Consider the following 19,222-nt stretch of genomic DNA (forward strand, 5'->3'; position numbering starts at 1 on the left):
ATGGCAGGTGCCTTGCTTTTGCTTGGGAAATATAGGATAATGATTGCATTTGTTAGTATTCCAGAATCATACATATGAAGATATTGATGGGTTCCATAAATGATAAAGGAGATAGAAGAAAAATATGAATAACGAAGTAATGAATTCGATTTATTCCCAAGTGTCAATTAAGGATGGAAAAAAAGTAATCGAGAGCATTCTTCTTGATATTTACTTTAAACCGGGCATCTCTACGAAGGACATCGCAAGAAAGACGCTGCTGCCGTTGCCGATTGTGGCTGCCATTAAGAAGGAATTTATTAAGGCAGGGGTTATCGAACAAAATCGGGGGGTCAATTGCACCCCGAGAGGGATACGGTTAGTCGAGCATACAATGGGCTATGGACAATTGGATCGCTCCTTGTATCAGCGTTTGAAATATGAACAATGGCAGCCGGACGAGCTGCATAGCATGCTGACGAAGTTGGAAGGCGTTTTTGAGGGGCGGCCTCAGGTGGATGTTACCATCGATCAATCCCGGTGCACTCTGGAGACAAGCATGAAGCGGGCCATTCTCGCGCTCCGGCACGAGGCTCTTATCGGGAGAGATATCGTTTGCCTAGGGGACGATGATCTGGTTAGCGTCTCTTTAGGGTTTCTGTTGAAGCAACTATTTCAGCAAGATGCCCACAAGTCCAACACCCGCATACATCTGTTCGAGATTGATAAACGCATTATCAGTTACGTGAACTACCTTGCGGAAGTTGAAGATCTGCCGATCGTGTGCTACGAAATGGATTTTCGCGAACAGCTCCCAGCAGACTTTTTGCGTCGTTTTGATTGTGTGTTTACCGATCCTCCTTACACGCAGCAGGGGATGTCGTTATTCGTATCGCGAGGAGTCCAATTGCTGAAGCAAGAGATCGGGCTGCCCATCTTCCTCTCGTTCGCTCACAAATCACCGGACTTTGCCTTGGCGATGCAGCGGGAATTTTCGAGAATGGGCTTGCTTGTGACGAGTGTCTTGCCTCGTTTTAATGAATATATCGGAGCGGAAATAATAGGTAACACGAGCCAGATGATTGTGTTACAATCTACGGAAGAGACGAAGGAAAGCATTGCCCGTGACTATCGGGATGCCCTCTATACGGGAGAAGTAAGACGCACGATTCGCTCTTACGAATGCAAACGTTGCAATCACGTGACTGAGGTCGGCTTTCAAATGCAATGGCAAACGATAGAGCAGTTGAAGAAAGAGGGCTGTCCGAGCTGCCGGCATGACACCTTTGAGCTCATTCAAAAAAAGAACGCATAAGAACGCAGAATGGAGTCACACCAAGATGTCGATCAGAGAAATCGAGCCGAATGACATTGCGATTATCGCAAAATTTGAAACAGATATTTCTGTCATATCATTCGGAGAGGATGCCGTTACCGATCCTCAATTTCATGCCAAGAAGCTTGAAAAGGCACTTCGTTATGAGAAAAAAGGGATGCTTGTCCTGGAAGTCGACGGGAACATTGCAGGCTGGATGTGGATTACGCCGAAGGAAAACTTCGTGACGAAAGAAACCTATGCCAATTTCAGAAGCTTCTACATCGAAGCATCCTTCCGCGGCACCGCCTATGTGGATGAACTATTTGAAGCGGGAATGACGTACTGCAAGGGAGAGGGCGCCATGCATATCATCGGAAAGGTGCATGTGAGCAATTTGCCGATGCGGCTGCTCTATAAAAAGTACGGTTTCAAACCAACACACCTAACGATGGAATTATTCGCTAATGATTCAGATGATTAAATGCGTAGTGTGGGACTTGGACGATACGTTGTGGGAAGGGACGCTAAGGGAAGACGAAGCGGGCGTCAAGCTGCTGCCAGAGATCACTGCCGTCATCGACACATTGGATCAGCGTGGGATTCTCCATAGCATTGCCAGCCGTAACAGTTGGGAACAAGTGAAAAACAAACTGGAGCAGCTGGGAATCGCCCATTTTTTCCTGTACCCGCAGTGTCATTTCGATTCAAAAGCAGCGAGCATGGAGCGGATTGCAAAGGAACTGAACATCGGATTGGATACGCTTGCGTTTGTCGACAACGATCCGTTCGAACGATTTGAAGTGAATTATTATGTGCCTCAAGTACATACCTATGCTGCACACCAATATCGGGAGCTGCCTGAGTATCCCGAATTTCAGGTTGTCCAGGCAACCGAGGAAACGGCGAGCCGACGGCAATATATGCAGGCGCGGCAAATGCGGGAGGAAGCCAGAAAAGCGCACAAGGGCAGTCGCGAGCAATTTTTGAAAGAATGCCATATGAAGCTGCAGATCAGAACGGCGCGGCAAGAAGATTACCTGCGGGTTGTTGAATTATCCCATCGCACCAATCAGATGAACAGCCTGTTGGAACGGATTGATTTGCCGTTCGTCGAATCGTATTGCAACCAGGACAGCCACTATTTATATGTGGCCAAGCTGGAGGACCGCTTTGGCGCGCATGGGCTGATCGGCACTTGTTTTGCAACGGTCACAGAGGACAGGATCGATATCAAGCTGTTCTGCATTTCTTGCCGGATTGAAGGCCGCGGTATAGCTTCCGCCTTTTTGTATACGGTCCTGGAACGATTGGGGCAACAGGTGCCGCAGGCGGACGCCGTACGTTGTCTGTTAGTGCGCAAGCAACGAAATTTGCCTGCAAGGCTGTTGTTGGAGATGCTGGGCTTCAAGAAAACCAATACAGAAGATGAGCAATCCACTTACATGCTGCCGCTGCCGCTCCCGCGCATGGCATTCGATTGGCTCGAGATAGGAGAATAAGCTATGAACCGTGATGCCATTGAACAAGAGATTGCGGACTTGATCAAGGAAATGTTGAATTTGCCGTTCGTCGATGCAGATACCGTCTTAGTCGGTAATACCGGGGTTCTGGACTCGATGACGATAGTGAGACTTCTTGCAGAGATAGAGCATCGGTTTGAATTTACGTTGGACGAGGATGATTTGACGTTGGATTCCATAAGCAATGTCAAGCGTCTGACGGAGTGGGTCATCAAGAGCAGACAGGCGAGTCATTGAGTTGTTGTACAGCCTCATTTGGGAATGCAGCCGTTCCCAGACACCGCGCCCCCGCAGGAATTTTTCCTGAAGGGGCGCGGTGTTTTTTTGACAGATTTCTTTCCCAGAGCAGTTATGTCTATTCCATCCCTTGCCTTACTCTCCCCTACATTCAGAATGGCAGCTCCACCCTACCTATCGAACGAGAGGATGTAGTTCGGATTTCCGTATAATGGTCCCTAGCCCCATTCACCCAAACAGTCAGGAAGGAGGGCGATGGGGATACGGCAAATGCTATTTCGAACGATGGCATAAAGCGGCCGCATACTATCGCAGTGAAATCGAGCTATCTAATGGGCCTGCCGTCTTCTGAAGGAAGGGGAGAATGAAGCGAAGGGGCGGCTCAAGCAAATCACCCTCAGTCTGAGCGCGCCATTGTACGAACGGCACCTATCGTTCATGATGCAGCGTCCCTGCCTTACTATTTGACAATGGTACGTTAGCGATAAAGCATAAAAACCTGCCTAAGAGGTGATCGCTCATCTTTGAAAGGCCTCGAGAGAGGTTTTCTCGCATGCAGGGTATTTCCAAAAAATTGTTAAAGAGGTGGTTCAAAAAGCCCCTTTTTGAAGAGGCGCTTAAAGAAATAGTGAACACAAAAAAATAGCTACTATTGTAAAAGTTGGCATGTTATAATCGGGTTGAAATATATGACATCATGTGAATATTTATACATAAAAATGTTGGTTTTTGAGAGAAGAGAGGTGAGTTTGCTTTAGGGGTTGTTCTAATCGTAAAACGCTGCAGCTACGACTGAAACAGATTCATGACGCATAAGAAAATTCTTAAACCAATGGAGGAATTTCAATGAAGCCGAATGAACATGGGACAGCGAGTGAGACAGATACGATGGCGCAAGACGCCGTAACCATTGTCGGATATACGGATCAATTTAGCATACAGCCTGGTCAAGAACTGAATTTTATGATCGACACGGCGAGTTCTGTTTACACAGCTAGCGTTGTGCGGTTATGCGGTGGAATGCCCGATCCGGACAACTCGTCATACTTGCCGACGGAGACCGTACCGGCAGATTGCGCTGGCGAATACCCCGGGCGACGTCAGACGACTGCTGTCGGCTCCTATGCCGAGCTGCCGTTGCCGGAAGAGTGGCTGCAAGGCGGCGAATTCTCGGTGCAGATGTGGATCTGTCCGACGATACCTGAATACTGCCGGGCGCAGACCGTATGGTCGGCACGCTCCGCCGACGGCGCATCTGGAGCAGATCTGACGCTGGAAGAGGACGGACATGTAACGTTTTCCTTGACCGGCAGCTGCGGGCAATCCGTTAATGTGCGCAGTGACGCGCCGCTGGAAGGCAATGCGTGGTACTTCGTTGCCGTGCAGTATTCCGTGCGAAGCGGGGCAGCGACTCTCTACGTTAGCTACCGTGATGGATGGAAGCCTAATGACGACACGCAAGTATGCACTGCGGCTGCGAAGCTGGACTACACGAACAGCGTCATATCCCGCGTCCTGCTTGCCGCAGATTTGGACCCAGACGCTCTCGCACGCACCTCTCGCCATTACAACGGAAAAATTGGCAACCCGCGGTTTTTCCGAGAGTATTTTAACGAGGAGCAGCTGCATGACTTGTCAGTCGGCGCGGACAAAGGGACTGACGGCTTGCTCCTCGTCGCCGATTACGATTTCGGCGTCGACATATCATCATCCCGACTTGTGGATCTGTCGGCAGGAGGCCACCACGGCACCTTGCGTCAAGGCGGCACACGCGCCGTTACCAGTCACAATTGGAACGGAGAACAGGTGGATTACCGGCTCGCTCCGGAACAATACGCGGCGGTACATTTCCATGACGACGACATTGAGGATGCCGGTTGGGATACCGATATTACTTGGCGGCTTCCAGAGGATTTAGCCAGCGGCGTATATGCGCTCAAATTGGAGGCTGAAGGCAATATCGACTACATCCCATTCTTTGTGCGGCCTGTACAAGGCACTGTAACAGCCCCTGTCCTGTTTCTTGCACCGACCAACACCTATCTGGCTTACGGCAACGAGCGGCTATTCAAATTGGCCCACGATTATTTGGACGATGATTATGTTCTCCCAGCGCAAGACGTTTATTTAGATGAACATCCCGAACTTGGCAATTCCATTTACGACCTTCACAATGACGGCAGCGGCGTTCAGTACTCTTCCCGATTGCGTCCGATCTTAAATCTCCGGCCTCACTATCGCAATTGGCGGGCTGTGCGCCACTTCTCGGCCGATTTGTATATTACCGGCTGGCTGGAGCAGCGGGGACAGAGCCACGACGTAGCCACTGACGATGATTTGCACAATGAGGGCATTGACTTGCTCCGACCTTATAAGGTATTGATTACCGGCAGTCATCCCGAATATTGGACGCGCCCGATGATGAAGGCGCTGGAGCAGTATTTGGCAGACGGCGGCCGCTTAATGTATCTGGGAGGCAACGGATTCTACTGGGTGACCAGCTTGGATCCGGATCGGCCGCATCTGTTGGAAGTGCGGCGCGGCAACTCCGGTTCCCGCTCCTCGGACTCCCCGCCAGGCGAGCTGTTCCACAGCACGACGGGCGAGCCAGGAGGCATTTGGAGACATTATGGATACGTGCCTCAGCGTCTGGTCGGCGTAGGCGTCACGGCCTTGGGCGGCGGAACGGCTTGCGGCTATCGCCGTCTGGAAGATAGCTTTCATCCGTCTGCCCAATTTATTTTTGACGGGATCGGCGATGACGAGATTATTGGCGACTTTGGATATGCTGCGGGCGGTGCGGCTGGTGATGAGATCGATCGCTATGATCTCAAATTCGGTACGCCTCGACATACGCTGTGGCTTGCCACGTCGACCGGATTTGACAACAATTACCAATTTTTGCATGATGATCAGTTGCATACTGCGCCTGGTCAGGGCGGCTGTGACAACCCGCTGGTGCGGGCGGACATGACCTATTTTGATATCCATGGCGGAGGCGCGGTGTTCTCCGTCGGATCGATTAACTGGGCTGGGAGCCTTGCTTGGAACGACTATGACAACAATGTCGCCCACGTCAGTGACAACGTACTGAAGCGGCTGCTTGCCGAGCAAGACAGTCCCGTTGTCCCTTCGGCCGAGGGTGTGTGAGATGCACCGGCAGTTATCCGGAGCCTTCACTGCACCGATATCGGAATAAACGCGCTTACGGAGGAAATGAATCATGAGCAGGAAGCTTACCGCTGTCGTATTGGGAACAATGCTTGCATGCTTTAGTTTACTGAGCTTTCAGGCCAATCAACCAGTAGAGGCGGCAGTTGCCGCCTCCTCTGGAAAGGCGAAAAACGTTATCTTTATGATTCCCGATGGCTTTTCCACTGCTTTTGCCACCAACTATCGCTTGTTCAAAGGTCAACCGTCCGTGATGGACTCCTTGCTTGTAGGTATGGTTAAAGACATACTCCGCCGATTCCGCGTTAACCGATTCCGCCGCTGCGGCAACCGCTATGTCTACGGGGCATAAGACTAACAATGGAATGATTGGGACTACTCCGGACGGGATACGACACAAGACGATTCTCGAAGCGGCGCATGAACAAGGAAAGGCAACCGGGCTGGTAGCGACAGCGAGCATTACCGATGCAACTCCAGCCGCTTTCTCTTCGCATATTTTCTCCCGCGACGAAGAAAGCGATATTGCACTGCAGCAATTGGGAAAAGCAGATGTTCTTTTAGGGGGAGGCAAGGACTTCTTTCTTCCCGAGTCGATGGGAGGCAAGCAAAAGGAACGCAATCTTCTGGAAGAAGCCAAGCGAAGCGGTTATACCATCGTGGAGGACCGCGATCAACTGCAATCCGCAAACGGTGGCAAAATTCTCGGCTTGTTCTCCGGCAGAGACATGGCGCCTGAGCTCGACCGGAGACATACGAATGAACCAAGCTTGAAGGAAATGACTGCCAAAGCCATCAACACGCTCCGCAAAGACAAGGACGGCTTTTTCCTGCTGGTGGAGGGGAGCCAGATCGATTCGGCTGGTCACTATAATGATGCCGCGTGGGCTATGAAGGACACGCAAGCGTTTGAAGAATCGGTCGCGCTGGCGCTCGACTTCGCCAAAAAGGATGGCAATACTCTAATCGTCATCGTCGGCGACCACGACACGGGCGGAATGTCGGTCGGCGGGTATGGTTCAATCGGCGCTAAGCTTGAGGTGTTGCATCAGGTAAAAGCATCCGGGCTCTTTATGGCAGGCAAGCTGAATGCTGATAGAAGCAATGTCAAAGAAGTGCTCAAAACGTATGCAAACATTGATGTGACTGCTGCGGAAGAAGCCAAAATCAAGAGCGACAAAGAAGCGATGCAGGCCATTAATAGCGTCATCAGCGAACGTGCCCTGGTAGGTTGGATTACCTATTTGCACACCGGCGTGGATGTTCAGATGTATGCATTTGGTCCGGGCTCGGATTTGTTCCGGGGATTGCATAACAATACGGAATTGCCGCATCTGGTTGCTCAAGTGTTGAACATCGATTTCGGCAATGACGGTCATAAGAAGTGAAGATGACATGTAAAAAAAGCGAGAGAGCTTTGCTGCTCCCTCGCTTTTTTATTTGAGTCGAGCCTCTATATTAATGGAAAAGTGAAGTTGCCAAGGTGATGCTAAGCTTCTTCCAAGGCGCCCGCCGGCCCAAAAAACTCGTAGTGAATGCGGTCCGCTGATACATCTAGTCCTTTCAAGGCCCGGTAGATGGCCTTCATGAACGGGACAGGCCCGCAGAAGTATACATCTGCCTGCTGCCAGACATCGGCCGGCACCGTCGCAGCGAGCCACTCCGCGTCGATAAGCCCTTGGCGGTCGCATGTATCGCCCGCCTCAGAGCGCTCGTAGCAGACGAAGCTGCGGATGTGGCTGTTCGCCTCCGTCACGGCGCGGACTTCTTCGCGCAGCGCGTGCATGCGGCGATTGTGCGCTGCATGCACGAAATAGACGTCCCGCTCTGGCTCGTGCTTCGCCAGCGTGTGCAGCATGCTCATCATTGGCGTGAGCCCCACGCCGCCGCTGAGCAGCACGACCGGCGACGATGTTCCTGTCCGCAGCGTGAATTCGCCGGCTGGCGCGGTAGCTTCCAGCGTATCGCCTTCCTGCATGGCATCGTGCAGATAGCAGGATACGACGCCGGCCGTGCCGCTGTCCAATCCGTCTTCGCGCTTGACGCTAATGCGGTATGTGTCTTGGCCCGATGCATGGGACAAGCTGTAATGACGCAGGTGAAGGTTGTCCTGCCCTGCCGGCTTCACGCGAACTGTCAAGTATTGGCCCGGCAAATAAGCAGACAGAACTCCGCCATCAGCAGGCTTCAAGTAGAAGGAAGTGATGACATCTGATTCCTTCACTTTGCGGTCGACGATGAAGCTGCGGAAGCCTTCCCAACCGCCTTCTTGCTCCGCTGCCGCTTGATACATCTCCTGCTCGACCGCAATGAACGCGTCCGCAATGACGCCGTATGCTTCCGCCCATGCTTGAATGATGTCGTCGGTAGCGGCATCGCCCAGCACGTCTTTAATAGCCATCAACAGATGCTCGCCGACGATGGGGTAATGCTCCGGCCGAATGTTGAGGGCGCGATGCTTGTGCCCGATTTGCTTCACGACGGGAATAATGGTCTCCAGCCGGTCAATGTTCGCCGCCGCAGCATAGACGGCATTCGCCAGCGCTTGCGATTGGCGACCTTGACGCTGGTTGGCATGGTTGAATATGTTCAAGAGCTCGGGATGCCGCTCGAACATTAATTCATAGAAGCGCTTCGTAATTTCGGGCCCTCGCTCTGCCAAGACGGGCACCGTCGCTTTGACCAAATCAATCGTACGTGGACGCAACATAATACTCATCCTCTCTTTTGTGTCACAGCCGACATCTCTTTTTCTTCTATACTTTTGCTTATTCATATTCATAAACGTGAAGTACACCTTCATTGTACGAGTGTGATATACATCACAATGTGATCGCAGTCACAGTGAATATGAGACATATGTGAACGAACGGAGGGACGACTGTGTACGACGGAGGAAAGGCTTCTATTTCTGCTTGCACAATGATTCAAATATAGGCAGATTGGGTACATACACCATGTAGGCATTCCGAATCTGCGATCGGCACATATGACATCAATGAGGGAGTATTTCAACGAAAAGCAAAGAGGGTCATGCAGAAACGTGGTGCAGAATCGATAGGATTCACATTTACGGCGGCAGAACATGAACGGGGGCGAAATATGAAGAATATGCCCGGTTCAGCCGGAATATACATTATGGTATAATACAAACAAGAAGTGCAAACTGCACACAGGAATTCAAAAAATTACAAAAGAAAGGATCAGGATACCAATGTGTCCCCGAAGGATGCTTCCCCAAAGGACAGTCTGGAAACGTTATGATCTTTCTTACATCTAGCTTCCTCTCGCCGATAGTTAACTAGTCACCTGACGGTAAGACTGACCGCGAAGGAAGCGTGAAAAATGATGCTGCGAAGGATGAATTCCTCATCTCGTTTTCTCGCCGTCGGTCGAAGGACTACTTTACGGACGACGAGAGGGAATGAAGATGAGGAGAAACGAACAATTACGTCAAATTAGTTGGATGCTGTTTGGCTCGATACTGTTGGCTTTCAGTTATTATCACATTAATTTTCAAAATCATTTGGCTGAGGGCGGATTTGTCGGTTTGGCGCTGCTTGGAAAGTACGCATTTGATTGGTCTCCGGCGCTGACCGTGCTGCTGCTTGATATTCCGGTTTGTATCGCCGCCTGGTTTTTTAAAGGGCGGACCTTCATTATGAATACGGCGATTGCTACTGGCGTATTCTCGTTGACGTACGAGCTGTGCGAACGCTATTCGCCTTGGGTTATGAATTTTGGCGATAACATGGTGCTGGCAGCGGTTGTGTCCGGTGTGTTAACCGGTCTGGGCGCAGGGATCGTCTTGCGCCACGGAGGCGCAACTGGCGGCGACGATATTTTGGCGCTGTTCTTGAGCCGCGTGACGAGCTTAAGCGTTGGCACGGTGTTTATTCTATTTGATATAGCGGTATTGCTGGTGTCCTTGTTCTACTTGCCGCTTGCTGATATGTTGTATACGATTTTGGCGGTCAGCATTGCGGGACAGATCATTACATGGACAGTACATGCTGGAACGACTCGTCGTCGCTCTGTGCCTGTGCGGCCTGCGGTCCGACACCAACATGGATAACTTGAATTCAAGTTCATTAGAAGAACCGTCCGATTACTTCCTGCAGGAAGGGAATCGGACGGTTCTTTGTAATTTGTCAGTCTATACCTCGCATTACGGGAAGCTGATATGCTGGACTCCCGCGAATATATAATTCCACAGATCAGTGTTCGCTTCTCCATCAAGAGGTGCTTCAATGGCACAGATGTGTTCAAGCGGCCAGTGGCATTCTAAGACGCCGTAGTTAGAAGTATGATTGACGAGGAGAAGATGAAATTGATTTTTCACAATAGCGGCAATTCGGCCTGGAGTTCAAGCGCTTCCTCATAAGTTCCGCCCAAGCGCAGCAATAAAATCCGTTGACTTCATTCCATTTTCTTGAAAAAACGAAGTATGCGTCGGTTTACCTTTTCCTTAAATGAAGGATAGCACGCCCAATGATCTAACTGGTTGTAAGCAACGGGAAAGTCGTGGGCCGACATAATGTTGTATTCGTTGTCTCGGATTAGGAAATTGAGTCCGTCTGCGTGAGTACCGATGACTCCCTGCACGAACGGAATCGGACAATGACAGAAGTTAAAATAAAAAAGAAGCAGAATGAATGTTCGCCATATATCTGTCATAAGCTTGTTCCAAGGACAAGTGAAGGAGGGGGCGCAATATGGAATCTCTGATGAAAGCGATGCTTGATAAGCTGCCGTCGTGGTCGTATCAGCTGTTCGCAGTCGTCATTGCGGCAGGCTTGGTGTTATATTTTATAAAAACGTTATATATCAATAAAAAGTTCACTGAGGTCGTTCACGAAGTGCTTCACCGCGAGGATCGGCTGCAGAGCTTACAGGTGAGGGTGGATGAATTGCAAACGGTCGGCCTTAAGACCGAGCACGCTTCGCAGCAGACCTTATCGGCGCTTAGGAACATCAAGCCGTTCGTAGAGACGCTAAATGGGCTGCGTGCGTTGGACGATCCGTATACCGTGCTTCATGAATCGGCTTTCTTATTGCAGCGCATGCTCGATATGCTGGCAGTGGACATGAAATGTTCGCCCGGCGGTCATCACCGCTGCGGCATTTGGGTGTATGAGGAGCCTTTTGTGACGCTTCATTTGGCTTCCGCCGGATTTCCGAAGCACTACGTCGATACGCGGCAGCTGCATATCGATCGTTCGGTTGTCGGACGTTCCTTCCGCAAGCAGATGACTGTGCAAAGCGCGGATGTGCTGAAGGATGAAGATTGGGAGCGCAATCCCGAGTCCAAAAGTCCATACCGCGCCTTAATTTGCATTCCGCTTGGCGCTTTCGGGGCACTGACGATAGACGGATTGGAGGCGTTCAATGAGTCGAGCGCCGTCATCGGCGAGCTGTATGCCGCTGTTTTTACAGGGATTATGACGGAGCGGCAGGCTGCTCTGGGAAGGTTCGGAGAAGACAGAGGGGGGCCAGCATCGGCAGACTTGGCCTAGCGGGCGCTGTGAAGAGGCTGTTTGCAGAGCGCGGAGCCAGCCGGCCCATAAAATAAGATCATTCCAGGGTTATGCCGGAGGAATGACCTTATTTGCTGTTATTTCCGGAACAAAGACAGCAACAAAGATGCGACGAGGCTAACAATGATGCACGTGACGATTGGAAAATAGAAGGTCGAGTTTTCCTTTTTGACAATAATATCGCCAGGCAGCTTCCCGAGAGGAATCCAGCGGCTTACAACTGCCCAGAGCACACCGATAACGATGAGCACGATGCCTAATCCGATCAATATTTTAGGAATGGATGGCATATGCAACGCACCTCTCTCCGAAACGTATTGGTTTATGCGTAGTTGTAACTCTATTATACCCTTTCGGGACTTTTGCGGCGCAGACGAGCGTCGAAATTTTAGCGTGGAAAAGGAAGTGAATATATGCAGCTGCAGCACCTGCAAGTACGGGATCGGTCCTTGGCAGAGCGGATGGTGCATCCGGATAGCGACGTTATGTTTGCCGGCATTCTGGCAGGCGATCATCCAGGCGAAGTATGGGTGGATGACACGGAGGAGCCGAAGTTGGCTTTCGTATGGTCTTATGGACTAGGCAGCTTTTATATGACGGGAAGGGATGAAGCCGGCTTTATTGCCCGATCATTCGACTCATTTATCGAAAATGAAATTATGCCTTTTCTTAAAAAGCAGGATATACATTGGATTGAGCTGTCCGCAGATAGAGAAGAGTTCTATGTGTCGATTCAACAAGCGCTGAGGAACATAGAGCTTCAACAGGACTGGCAATTCGTGTACAAGGATCAGCCGCTGATAGCGGGCGAGACGCTGGGAACAAAGAAGGTTGCGATTCCGCCACATTACCATGTCGTAGAAATGAATCATGAATTCATTACTTCCGTGACAGTGGGAAAGATAGGGAATTCAGACTTTTTGATCCAATATATGTTGCCGTTTTGGGGCACGATGGAACAATATTTGGTCAAGGGATACGGGTACGCAGCATTGACAGAACGTCAAGAAATTGCAAGCATTGCAGTCAGCACGGTCCAGTATGGCGACTATCACAATATCGGAGTGGAGACGTTGGAGCCGCATCGTCGTCAAGGTTTATCCAGTGGCCTGGTTCAGCTGCTGCTGCAAAGGTACCGCAGGCACGGCATTCAACCTTGGTGGGATTGCATGGAGGAAAATACAGCCTCGCAGCGGACCGCGGAACGGGCTGGCCTGTCCCTTGCATTTCGGTATAAATTGTTATGGTTCCGCTTCTGATCCGCTACAAATGCGGTTACGAAATGTAGGGTTTTGGGTTATACTATGGGAAGAAAGGCATACCAATCTAAGGGAGGGGTAGAAAATGAGTCATTTCACTATCAATCTCACACAAATTGGTGGCGCTTATCAACAAGGCGATTGGAAGCTTGTCGACTCCATTTATTCAAGCGCCAGACAACGCATCTCCCAAGGTGGTTCCATTCTTTTACAAAGAGACGTGCCGAATGGCCCTTCCATCATGGTAAGGAAGTTTGAGCAGTCAGAAGAACTGGAAGAGTGGATTCGGCATATGGAAGAAGAATACTGCCTTGCGGAACCTTATTGATGGTAACGAATGTAATAAAGCGATTCGGCCGCTGGTGATTCAGCGGCTTTTTTGTCGCAGTCATGCCATGTTCAATGCAAAGCGGTAGGGGACCAGCCTATCCTGTGTGCTTATCTGCCTTGATCTGTGCGGTCGGACATGATAACCTATATCATATAGGAAAACTTACGATTTATCGGAATCTACATGACTTCAGGAGGTGCGCGTATGGCAACAACCCATTTGATTCAGAGTAGGCGAAGCCATATTAGCTTTTTGTTTATTATACTCCTGCTGTTGTTTTCCGCTTTCACCCCTTTTGTCGCGGAAGAAGACCGCGCATTCATGAACGGATCCTCGAAGTTGGTCAAAAATTTCAGCGAACACCGATACACGGCTACTGTCCGGTGCACTACCGCCTTGAAACATCTTTTGATCCATAAAATGGCGTTGATGTTCGTTATCTTCTCCATGTTTTTTATAAAAAAGGTATCCTTCCCACTATTGCATTTTCACACCCGTTTTTCAGTCTTAATGAAGCGCTTATTTCTTATGCCCATCAAATTCACCTCGACGTACGTGATTTGTTTCCGTTAATTTATTCGATCGTCTCTTCATAGCCGCACTTGCGGGACTTATGTTCCGATTCGACACAAGCGAGGGCTTCGTTGGGGTCATTGATCCTGTTCATTTCTACTATGCGAGTATTTTCGTGCGTTTTAGCATTTAAGCTTTATATTATTAAAGTTATTTATTTCACAATAGCTCATTGTGCAAATCACGACATGTTGGAGGTAATTGCATTGAATATACGTGAGTCTGATCTGCCTGGAATCGGCCGTAAATACCAGATTGAATCCCGTAACGGTGATATGTTTGTCGTTATTATCCATGATGACGGACGCAGGGAAATATATCATTTTGATCGTCATGATTCGGAAGAAAGCGTGTCGATGGTGTCGCTCGAGGATGACGAGGCCAGACAGATTGCTGGAATCATCGGCGGAATGACCTATAAGCCGAAGGCGTTGGAAACCGTTGAAGTGGCATTGGACGATTTAATTATTGAATGGTACAAGATCGAATCCCATGCCAAATGTGTCGGTAAAACGATCGGGGAGATGAAAGTCCGCGAAACAACCGGGGCTACCATTATCGCCGTCATTGAAAAAGAGCAGGCAAAACAGATTAATCCTGGGCCGGATTATACGTTTTCTGCCTATTCCACGCTTGTCGTAGCCGGGGAAAGGCAGAATCTTAAGCTGCTCAAGCAATTGCTGCTGAGCGGAAACGAATAAATACGGACAGCATTCGGGAGCTAGTAAGGCAGCTGCCATGCTGCATGGTTTAGTTTTCCCTATCGTGTAACAAGGTTCGGGGCGAACGTCTCGAGAGTACTCGCGTCTAAATCTTCGAAATAGGGGGAAACATGGATACGATAATATTTGAAGTAGGTCTTGCGATCGCGTTAATCGGACTTGTTGGTGTCATCGCAACCAAGCTCCGTTTTTCGGTTATCCCATTTTATATTCTCGTCGGAATGGCTGTGGGGCCGCATGCCCCTCACTTTTGGATTTTTGACTTCCGCTTCATTGAGAGCTCCGTCTTTATTGATTTTATGGGCCGGATGGGCGTACTCTTTCTGCTCTTTTACTTAGGTCTGGAATTCTCGGTCGGGCGTCTCATCAAGTCAGGCAAGTCCATCGTCGTGGGCGGCATCTCTTATGTTGCCATCAACTTCGTGTCAGGGCTTCTGCTTGGCTGGCTCATGGGCTTGCCCCTTCCCGAAACGCTCGTCATTTGCGGTATCATGACCAGCTCTTCCACGGCCATTGTCGCCAAAGTACTGGTTGATTTAAAGCGGACTGCCAATCCGGAAACCGAAATCATTATGGGCATGATTATGTTTGATGATTTGTTCATCGCGATTCATATGTCCATCTTGTCCGGACTCGTATTGAGTGGTGCTGCCTCGTTCACGGGTGTGCTGTTGACTTCTTTGTCCGCGCTCACTTTTATTTTATTATTTATTATTTTGGGCCGGAAAATCGTGCCTGCTATCGACAAAGTATTGAATGGCAAGTCTTCCGAATTGTTCTTGCTTCTTGTGCTGGCCTCTTTATTTCTTATTGCAGGCTTTTCGGAAACGCTGCACGTGGCGGAAGCGATCGGGGCGCTATTGGTCGGGCTCGTTCTGGCAGAGTCCACACATGTGAAACGGATTGAGCATCATGTGATGAACTTCCGTGATTTCTTCGGCGCCATGTTTTTCTTCAGCTTCGGTTTGACCATCGATCCTTTGTCCTTAGGCGGGGCGATCGGAATGGCTGTCGTTGCCGCTATTCTGACGATTATCGGCAATATTATTTCCGGTATGTTGGCTGGTCGTGCGGCAGGAATGTCCACGCGGGCATCTGCCAATATTGGGTTTACACTTGCTTCACGCGGTGAATTCTCGATTATTATGGCGAACATCGGCAAGGCGGGAGGATTGTTGCCGGTCGTGCAATCCTTTGCGGTGATGTACGTCCTCATTCTCGCAATTTTAGGTCCGCTAATGACTAAAGAGTCAAAGACGATCTACAATTTTTGCCATAAAAGTGTACAATGGGGAAATTCAGTCGTCTCGCGGAAGAAGAAGCAAGGCAAGCAGCAAGAGAAAGGGAACGAAACGGAAATAGACAATTAAAGCACATATGAAATTCAAAAGCTCCGGAGCAATCCGGGGCTTTTTTTGTATTTCATTTCTATGCGGGCCGCCATGTGAAATAATGGAGTGAAATGATAACGATATGAACAGGCAAGGAAAGAGAAATGAAGTACTATGTCTGTTACAAAAATAGACGGATTCTGGGCCCGATGACGAAAGAAGAAGCGATCCAGCAATTGTTCGAGCTCAAAGGAACATTCAAGCGTTTATACGTCCTTATTGTCGATGAGAACGGGAAGACAGTTGGGCGGATTGGACGGAAACGTTAAGGTACGCAGGTCAAGTGGCCATGTATCAGTTACGCAACTGCTGCATATTAACGTGAGGAAACGTTGAAGGTCTCATTAACAACAAGTGTGGATAGTGATTTGCAGCCAAGTTGAGGGTTATCGGGAGTCGATACCTGTTGATAACTACTTAATTTTCAATTCGTCTCGTATTATTCCGTGACTCGTTCCTATCAGCACTTCTTTGCCATGTTGATTACGATAAACTGACCTCAGAGCTACCTTTTTAATTCCTTCCATTTGTTCAACGCTTGTGAGAGTTATCTCACAGGTAATCGTATCTCCGGTAAAGACAGGTCTTACAAATTCACTAACCATTTCTCTTGCGATGTAATTTAAATCCCCACCAATTTTAGTTCCAATACTTGCAGTAAATAAACCGTGAACCATTAAACGCCCCTTTTCATCACGCTCTACATGATGCTTTCCTTGGTCACCTGAAAGATGCGCGAATTGTAATGTTTCTTCCTCCGTAAAGGTTCTTTCCCAAGTAAAGACATCACCAGCTCTAATGTTCATTTTATCTCCCTTATCAATCTAATATTCATTTTTTACCTTACCATAAAAATTTAGGGAAATGAATGCTGATTGATATCTTCTATTGGTCCCAACATTATGATTTTTGTGTTTAGCAAGAAGTGATGCATTTTGATTTACAAGGGGTTTTACAAAAATAAATTGGGCGCCCCTTTCGGGACGCCCTCATGGGAGAGGAGAAACCGGACGAAGAGCTTATGGGGAAACGTAAGTCTTCTCCGCGGTTGTCTACGACATACAATGATGTCGATACTTTAATGATTGCCCGTCTGGCGAAAAATATACATGCTTTTTCGTTAAGTTGGTTTATTTTTATGTTTGCTTCAATAAAACCTCCCCGGGATTGACATCCTAACTTTGTTTGCGGCATGCTTGCCGTATTCCAATTGAATGAAGAAGGAGACTGATCATGAACCATCTTATCTTATACGCCCATCCGAACCCGAACAGCTTCAACCATGCTATTCTCGAGACTGTGCAATCCGAGCTTGCCCATCAAGGCCATGAAGTGCGAGTCCGGGATTTATATCAATTGAAATTCAACCCGGTTCTGTCTGGGGATGACTTTGTTGCATTTCAACAAAACCGGCTGCCGGCCGATATTGCAGAGGAACAGCAGCATATTACGTGGGCGGAGCATATCGTCGTCATCTATCCAGTATGGTGGGCCGGACTGCCGGCAATATTGAAGGGATATATCGATCGGGTGTTCAGCTATGGGTTTGCGTATAAATACGGGGAACAAGGAAATATCGAACAGCTGCTGAACGGGAAAGCGGCGCTGCTCATTTCGACGCATGGAAATTCAGAGGAAAATTACCGCCAGAACGGCATGTATGAGGCGATGAAAAAGACGTCAGATTACGGTATTTTTGAATTTGTCGGCATGAAGGTATTGGCGCATTCATTTCCCGCATCCGTCACGACGGTAGACGATGCTGCGCGCAAAAGCATGCTGAGTGAAGTGCAGCAATTGCTGAAGCAATTGCACGCATAGGGAAATACCTTGCTTGGAACTCTTTCTGGAACGGTGCAGAAAGAGTTTTTTATTTGGGAAGCAGCCATATGCAAATGCTTTTCCTTTTTCAAAAAGAGGGGAAATGTGATACGATAAACGTCGAAAACATGACCACACATCATGTAAATAAAGTGAAATGCACAGCAAAGAACGGGTGAAGTCATTGAGAGTAATATCAGGAACGGCAAGAGGCCGTTCGTTGAAGCCGGTGCCGGGCATGGGAACGCGTCCGACTACTGATAAAGTAAAAGAGGCGTTGTTCAGTATGATCGGCCCGTATTTTGACGGGGGACATGCGTTGGATTTATTTGCTGGTACAGGCGGATTGGGTATTGAAGCCGTTAGCCGTGGAGCGGAAATGGCGATCTTTGTCGATAAAGATCCGCGAGCGGTTGAAGTCGTGCAGCATAATGTGGAGGTTGCGGGCATGAAGGAACAGTGTGAAGTGTATCGCAACGATGCGCGGCGCGCAATCAAAGCATTAACGAAGCGTGGCATCCAGTTTCAATTGATTTTTCTAGATCCGCCCTATCGATTAAAGGATGCTGACGAATTGCTTATGAGCATGTGGAATGGCGGCCTTATCGCGCGCGATGCAACGATTGTGGTGGAACATGATGCCAGACATCAGTATCCTTCGTCAGTCGGTCCTCTATATGTGTGGAAGCTGGCGGATTATGGAGAAATCGCACTGACGATGTACAAAGTATCGGACGATGCTCCGGTCGATGCATCGCAAGCGGTTCTGCCAAATTAGGGAACAACCAACAAGTAGCTATAGGGAGGAGCAGGTGAGCATATGACAGACATGATAGAGTACGCACATCAACCGCGAATTGCGGTATATCCGGGAAGCTTCGATCCGGTAACGCTCGGGCATATAGATATTATTCAGCGTGCGTCGAAGCAGTTCGACAAGCTTATCGTCGCTGTATTGAACAACTTAAGCAAAAATCCGCTATTTAGCGTAGAGGAGCGGAAAGAGCTGCTGCGTCAGGTAACACGCGACATGCCGAATGTAGAGATCGACAGCTTTCGCGATTTGCTCGTTAACTATATGGAAGACAAGCAGGGGCATGTTATCGTGCGCGGCATCCGTTCTGTGACCGATTTCGAATATGAACTGCAGATGGCGTCCACGAACCAGAAGTTGAATCCTCGGGTGGAAACGATATTTATGATGACGAACCCGAAATTTTCGTATTTAAGCTCCAGCATGGTCAAGGAGATCGCGCGCTTTAGCGGAAATGTAAGTGAAATGGTAACTTCAGAAGTAGAAGCAGCGATGCGATTAAAGTATAAAGATTTTGTATAAGAGGTTGAATACGACTATGAGGATGGC

At 49.0% G+C, this 19,222-nt stretch carries 21 protein-coding genes; 17 read left to right on the plus strand and 4 right to left on the minus strand.

Annotated features, from left to right (window positions below; all coding sequences use genetic code 11):
- The first annotated feature begins 124 nt into the window (after positions 1-124).
- From M3650_RS00850 to M3650_RS00880, 7 genes are all read left to right on the plus strand, one after another.
- Complete coding sequence (locus tag M3650_RS00850; protein WP_251571617.1) at positions 125-1,294, plus strand: bis-aminopropyl spermidine synthase family protein; 1,170 nt, start codon at positions 125-127, stop codon at positions 1,292-1,294.
- Positions 1,295-1,319: 25 nt separating this feature from the next.
- Positions 1,320-1,778 carry a GNAT family N-acetyltransferase gene (locus M3650_RS00855; protein WP_019424905.1) on the plus strand — a complete coding sequence of 153 codons (459 nt, stop codon included), beginning with the start codon at positions 1,320-1,322 and terminating at the stop codon, positions 1,776-1,778.
- Positions 1,771-2,796, plus strand: coding sequence for an HAD-IIIC family phosphatase (locus M3650_RS00860; RefSeq protein ID WP_251571619.1), 1,026 nt, complete (start codon positions 1,771-1,773; stop codon positions 2,794-2,796). The genes M3650_RS00855 and M3650_RS00860 overlap by 8 nt, the downstream gene beginning before the upstream one ends.
- 3 nt (positions 2,797-2,799) lie before the next feature.
- Positions 2,800-3,054, plus strand: coding sequence for an acyl carrier protein (locus tag M3650_RS00865; RefSeq protein WP_251571621.1), 255 nt, complete (start codon positions 2,800-2,802; stop codon positions 3,052-3,054).
- A gap of 846 nt (positions 3,055-3,900) precedes the next feature.
- A complete protein-coding gene (locus M3650_RS00870; protein ID WP_251571623.1) occupies positions 3,901-6,204 on the plus strand; it encodes a LamG domain-containing protein in 2,304 nt (767 codons plus the stop codon).
- 73 nt (positions 6,205-6,277) lie between these two features.
- Entirely contained in the window at positions 6,278-6,577 is a 300-nt protein-coding gene (locus M3650_RS00875; RefSeq protein WP_251571626.1) for a hypothetical protein, read from the plus strand.
- Complete coding sequence (locus M3650_RS00880) at positions 6,561-7,613, plus strand: alkaline phosphatase (protein ID WP_251571628.1); 1,053 nt, start codon at positions 6,561-6,563, stop codon at positions 7,611-7,613. Before M3650_RS00875 ends, M3650_RS00880 begins: the two co-directional genes overlap by 17 nt.
- Positions 7,614-7,714: 101 nt before the next feature.
- Here M3650_RS00880 and hmpA read toward each other — a convergent pair whose 3' ends face one another.
- Positions 7,715-8,935 (minus strand): NO-inducible flavohemoprotein, encoded by a 1,221-nt coding sequence (gene hmpA, locus M3650_RS00885; protein ID WP_251571630.1) that lies wholly within the window; start codon positions 8,933-8,935, stop codon positions 7,715-7,717.
- A 714-nt stretch (positions 8,936-9,649) separates the two neighbouring features.
- On the opposite strand from hmpA, the gene M3650_RS00890 reads away from it, so the two are divergent.
- A complete protein-coding gene (locus M3650_RS00890; protein WP_233695408.1) occupies positions 9,650-10,300 on the plus strand; it encodes a YitT family protein in 651 nt (216 codons plus the stop codon).
- 640 nt (positions 10,301-10,940) lie between these two features.
- Positions 10,941-11,741 carry a GAF domain-containing protein gene (locus M3650_RS00895; protein WP_251571631.1) on the plus strand — a complete coding sequence of 267 codons (801 nt, stop codon included), beginning with the start codon at positions 10,941-10,943 and terminating at the stop codon, positions 11,739-11,741.
- A 98-nt stretch (positions 11,742-11,839) separates the two neighbouring features.
- Here the strand turns inward: M3650_RS00895 and M3650_RS00900 are convergent, their stop codons facing one another.
- Entirely contained in the window at positions 11,840-12,052 is a 213-nt protein-coding gene (locus tag M3650_RS00900; protein WP_251571633.1) for a DUF2905 domain-containing protein, read from the minus strand.
- Positions 12,053-12,175: 123 nt separating this feature from the next.
- Here M3650_RS00900 and M3650_RS00905 point away from each other — a divergent pair, with 123 nt between their 5' ends.
- Positions 12,176-13,021, plus strand: a complete 846-nt coding sequence (locus tag M3650_RS00905; RefSeq protein ID WP_251571635.1) for a GNAT family N-acetyltransferase — start codon at positions 12,176-12,178, stop codon at positions 13,019-13,021.
- A gap of 85 nt (positions 13,022-13,106) precedes the next feature.
- On the plus strand, positions 13,107-13,349 hold the full coding sequence (locus M3650_RS00910; RefSeq protein ID WP_019424918.1) for a hypothetical protein: 243 nt from the start codon (positions 13,107-13,109) through the stop codon (positions 13,347-13,349).
- A gap of 192 nt (positions 13,350-13,541) precedes the next feature.
- Here the strand turns inward: M3650_RS00910 and M3650_RS00915 are convergent, their stop codons facing one another.
- Entirely contained in the window at positions 13,542-13,769 is a 228-nt protein-coding gene (locus M3650_RS00915; RefSeq protein WP_251571637.1) for a hypothetical protein, read from the minus strand.
- Positions 13,770-14,131: 362 nt separating this feature from the next.
- Here M3650_RS00915 and M3650_RS00920 point away from each other — a divergent pair, with 362 nt between their 5' ends.
- The 3 genes from M3650_RS00920 (at position 14,132) to M3650_RS00930 (ending at position 16,307) form a co-directional block, all read left to right on the plus strand.
- Positions 14,132-14,626, plus strand: a complete 495-nt coding sequence (locus tag M3650_RS00920; RefSeq protein ID WP_019424920.1) for a cation:proton antiporter regulatory subunit — start codon at positions 14,132-14,134, stop codon at positions 14,624-14,626.
- Positions 14,627-14,757: 131 nt separating this feature from the next.
- The gene (locus M3650_RS00925) at positions 14,758-16,017 is read left to right on the plus strand and encodes a cation:proton antiporter (protein ID WP_251571638.1); all 1,260 of its coding nucleotides are present in this window, start codon (positions 14,758-14,760) and stop codon (positions 16,015-16,017) included.
- 125 nt (positions 16,018-16,142) lie between these two features.
- Entirely contained in the window at positions 16,143-16,307 is a 165-nt protein-coding gene (locus M3650_RS00930) for a hypothetical protein (protein ID WP_251571640.1), read from the plus strand.
- 144 nt (positions 16,308-16,451) lie between these two features.
- Here the strand turns inward: M3650_RS00930 and M3650_RS00935 are convergent, their stop codons facing one another.
- Positions 16,452-16,844, minus strand: a complete 393-nt coding sequence (locus M3650_RS00935; RefSeq protein ID WP_251571642.1) for a MaoC/PaaZ C-terminal domain-containing protein — start codon at positions 16,842-16,844, stop codon at positions 16,452-16,454.
- Positions 16,845-17,271: 427 nt separating this feature from the next.
- Between M3650_RS00935 and M3650_RS00940 the strand changes: the two genes are divergently transcribed.
- From M3650_RS00940 to coaD, 3 genes are all read left to right on the plus strand, one after another.
- Entirely contained in the window at positions 17,272-17,859 is a 588-nt protein-coding gene (locus tag M3650_RS00940; protein ID WP_233695414.1) for an NAD(P)H-dependent oxidoreductase, read from the plus strand.
- 157 nt (positions 17,860-18,016) lie between these two features.
- Positions 18,017-18,637: a 16S rRNA (guanine(966)-N(2))-methyltransferase RsmD gene (gene rsmD / locus M3650_RS00945; protein WP_483311716.1), complete on the plus strand. Its 621-nt coding sequence runs from the start codon at positions 18,017-18,019 to the stop codon at positions 18,635-18,637.
- Positions 18,638-18,679: 42 nt separating this feature from the next.
- The gene (gene coaD, locus M3650_RS00950) at positions 18,680-19,195 is read left to right on the plus strand and encodes a pantetheine-phosphate adenylyltransferase (protein ID WP_233695416.1); all 516 of its coding nucleotides are present in this window, start codon (positions 18,680-18,682) and stop codon (positions 19,193-19,195) included.
- Positions 19,196-19,222 lie beyond the last annotated feature (27 nt).

The sequence above is a fragment of the Paenibacillus sp. MER TA 81-3 genome, assembly GCF_023713585.1.
GTDB lineage: Bacteria > Bacillota > Bacilli > Paenibacillales > Paenibacillaceae > Paenibacillus_B > Paenibacillus_B profundus.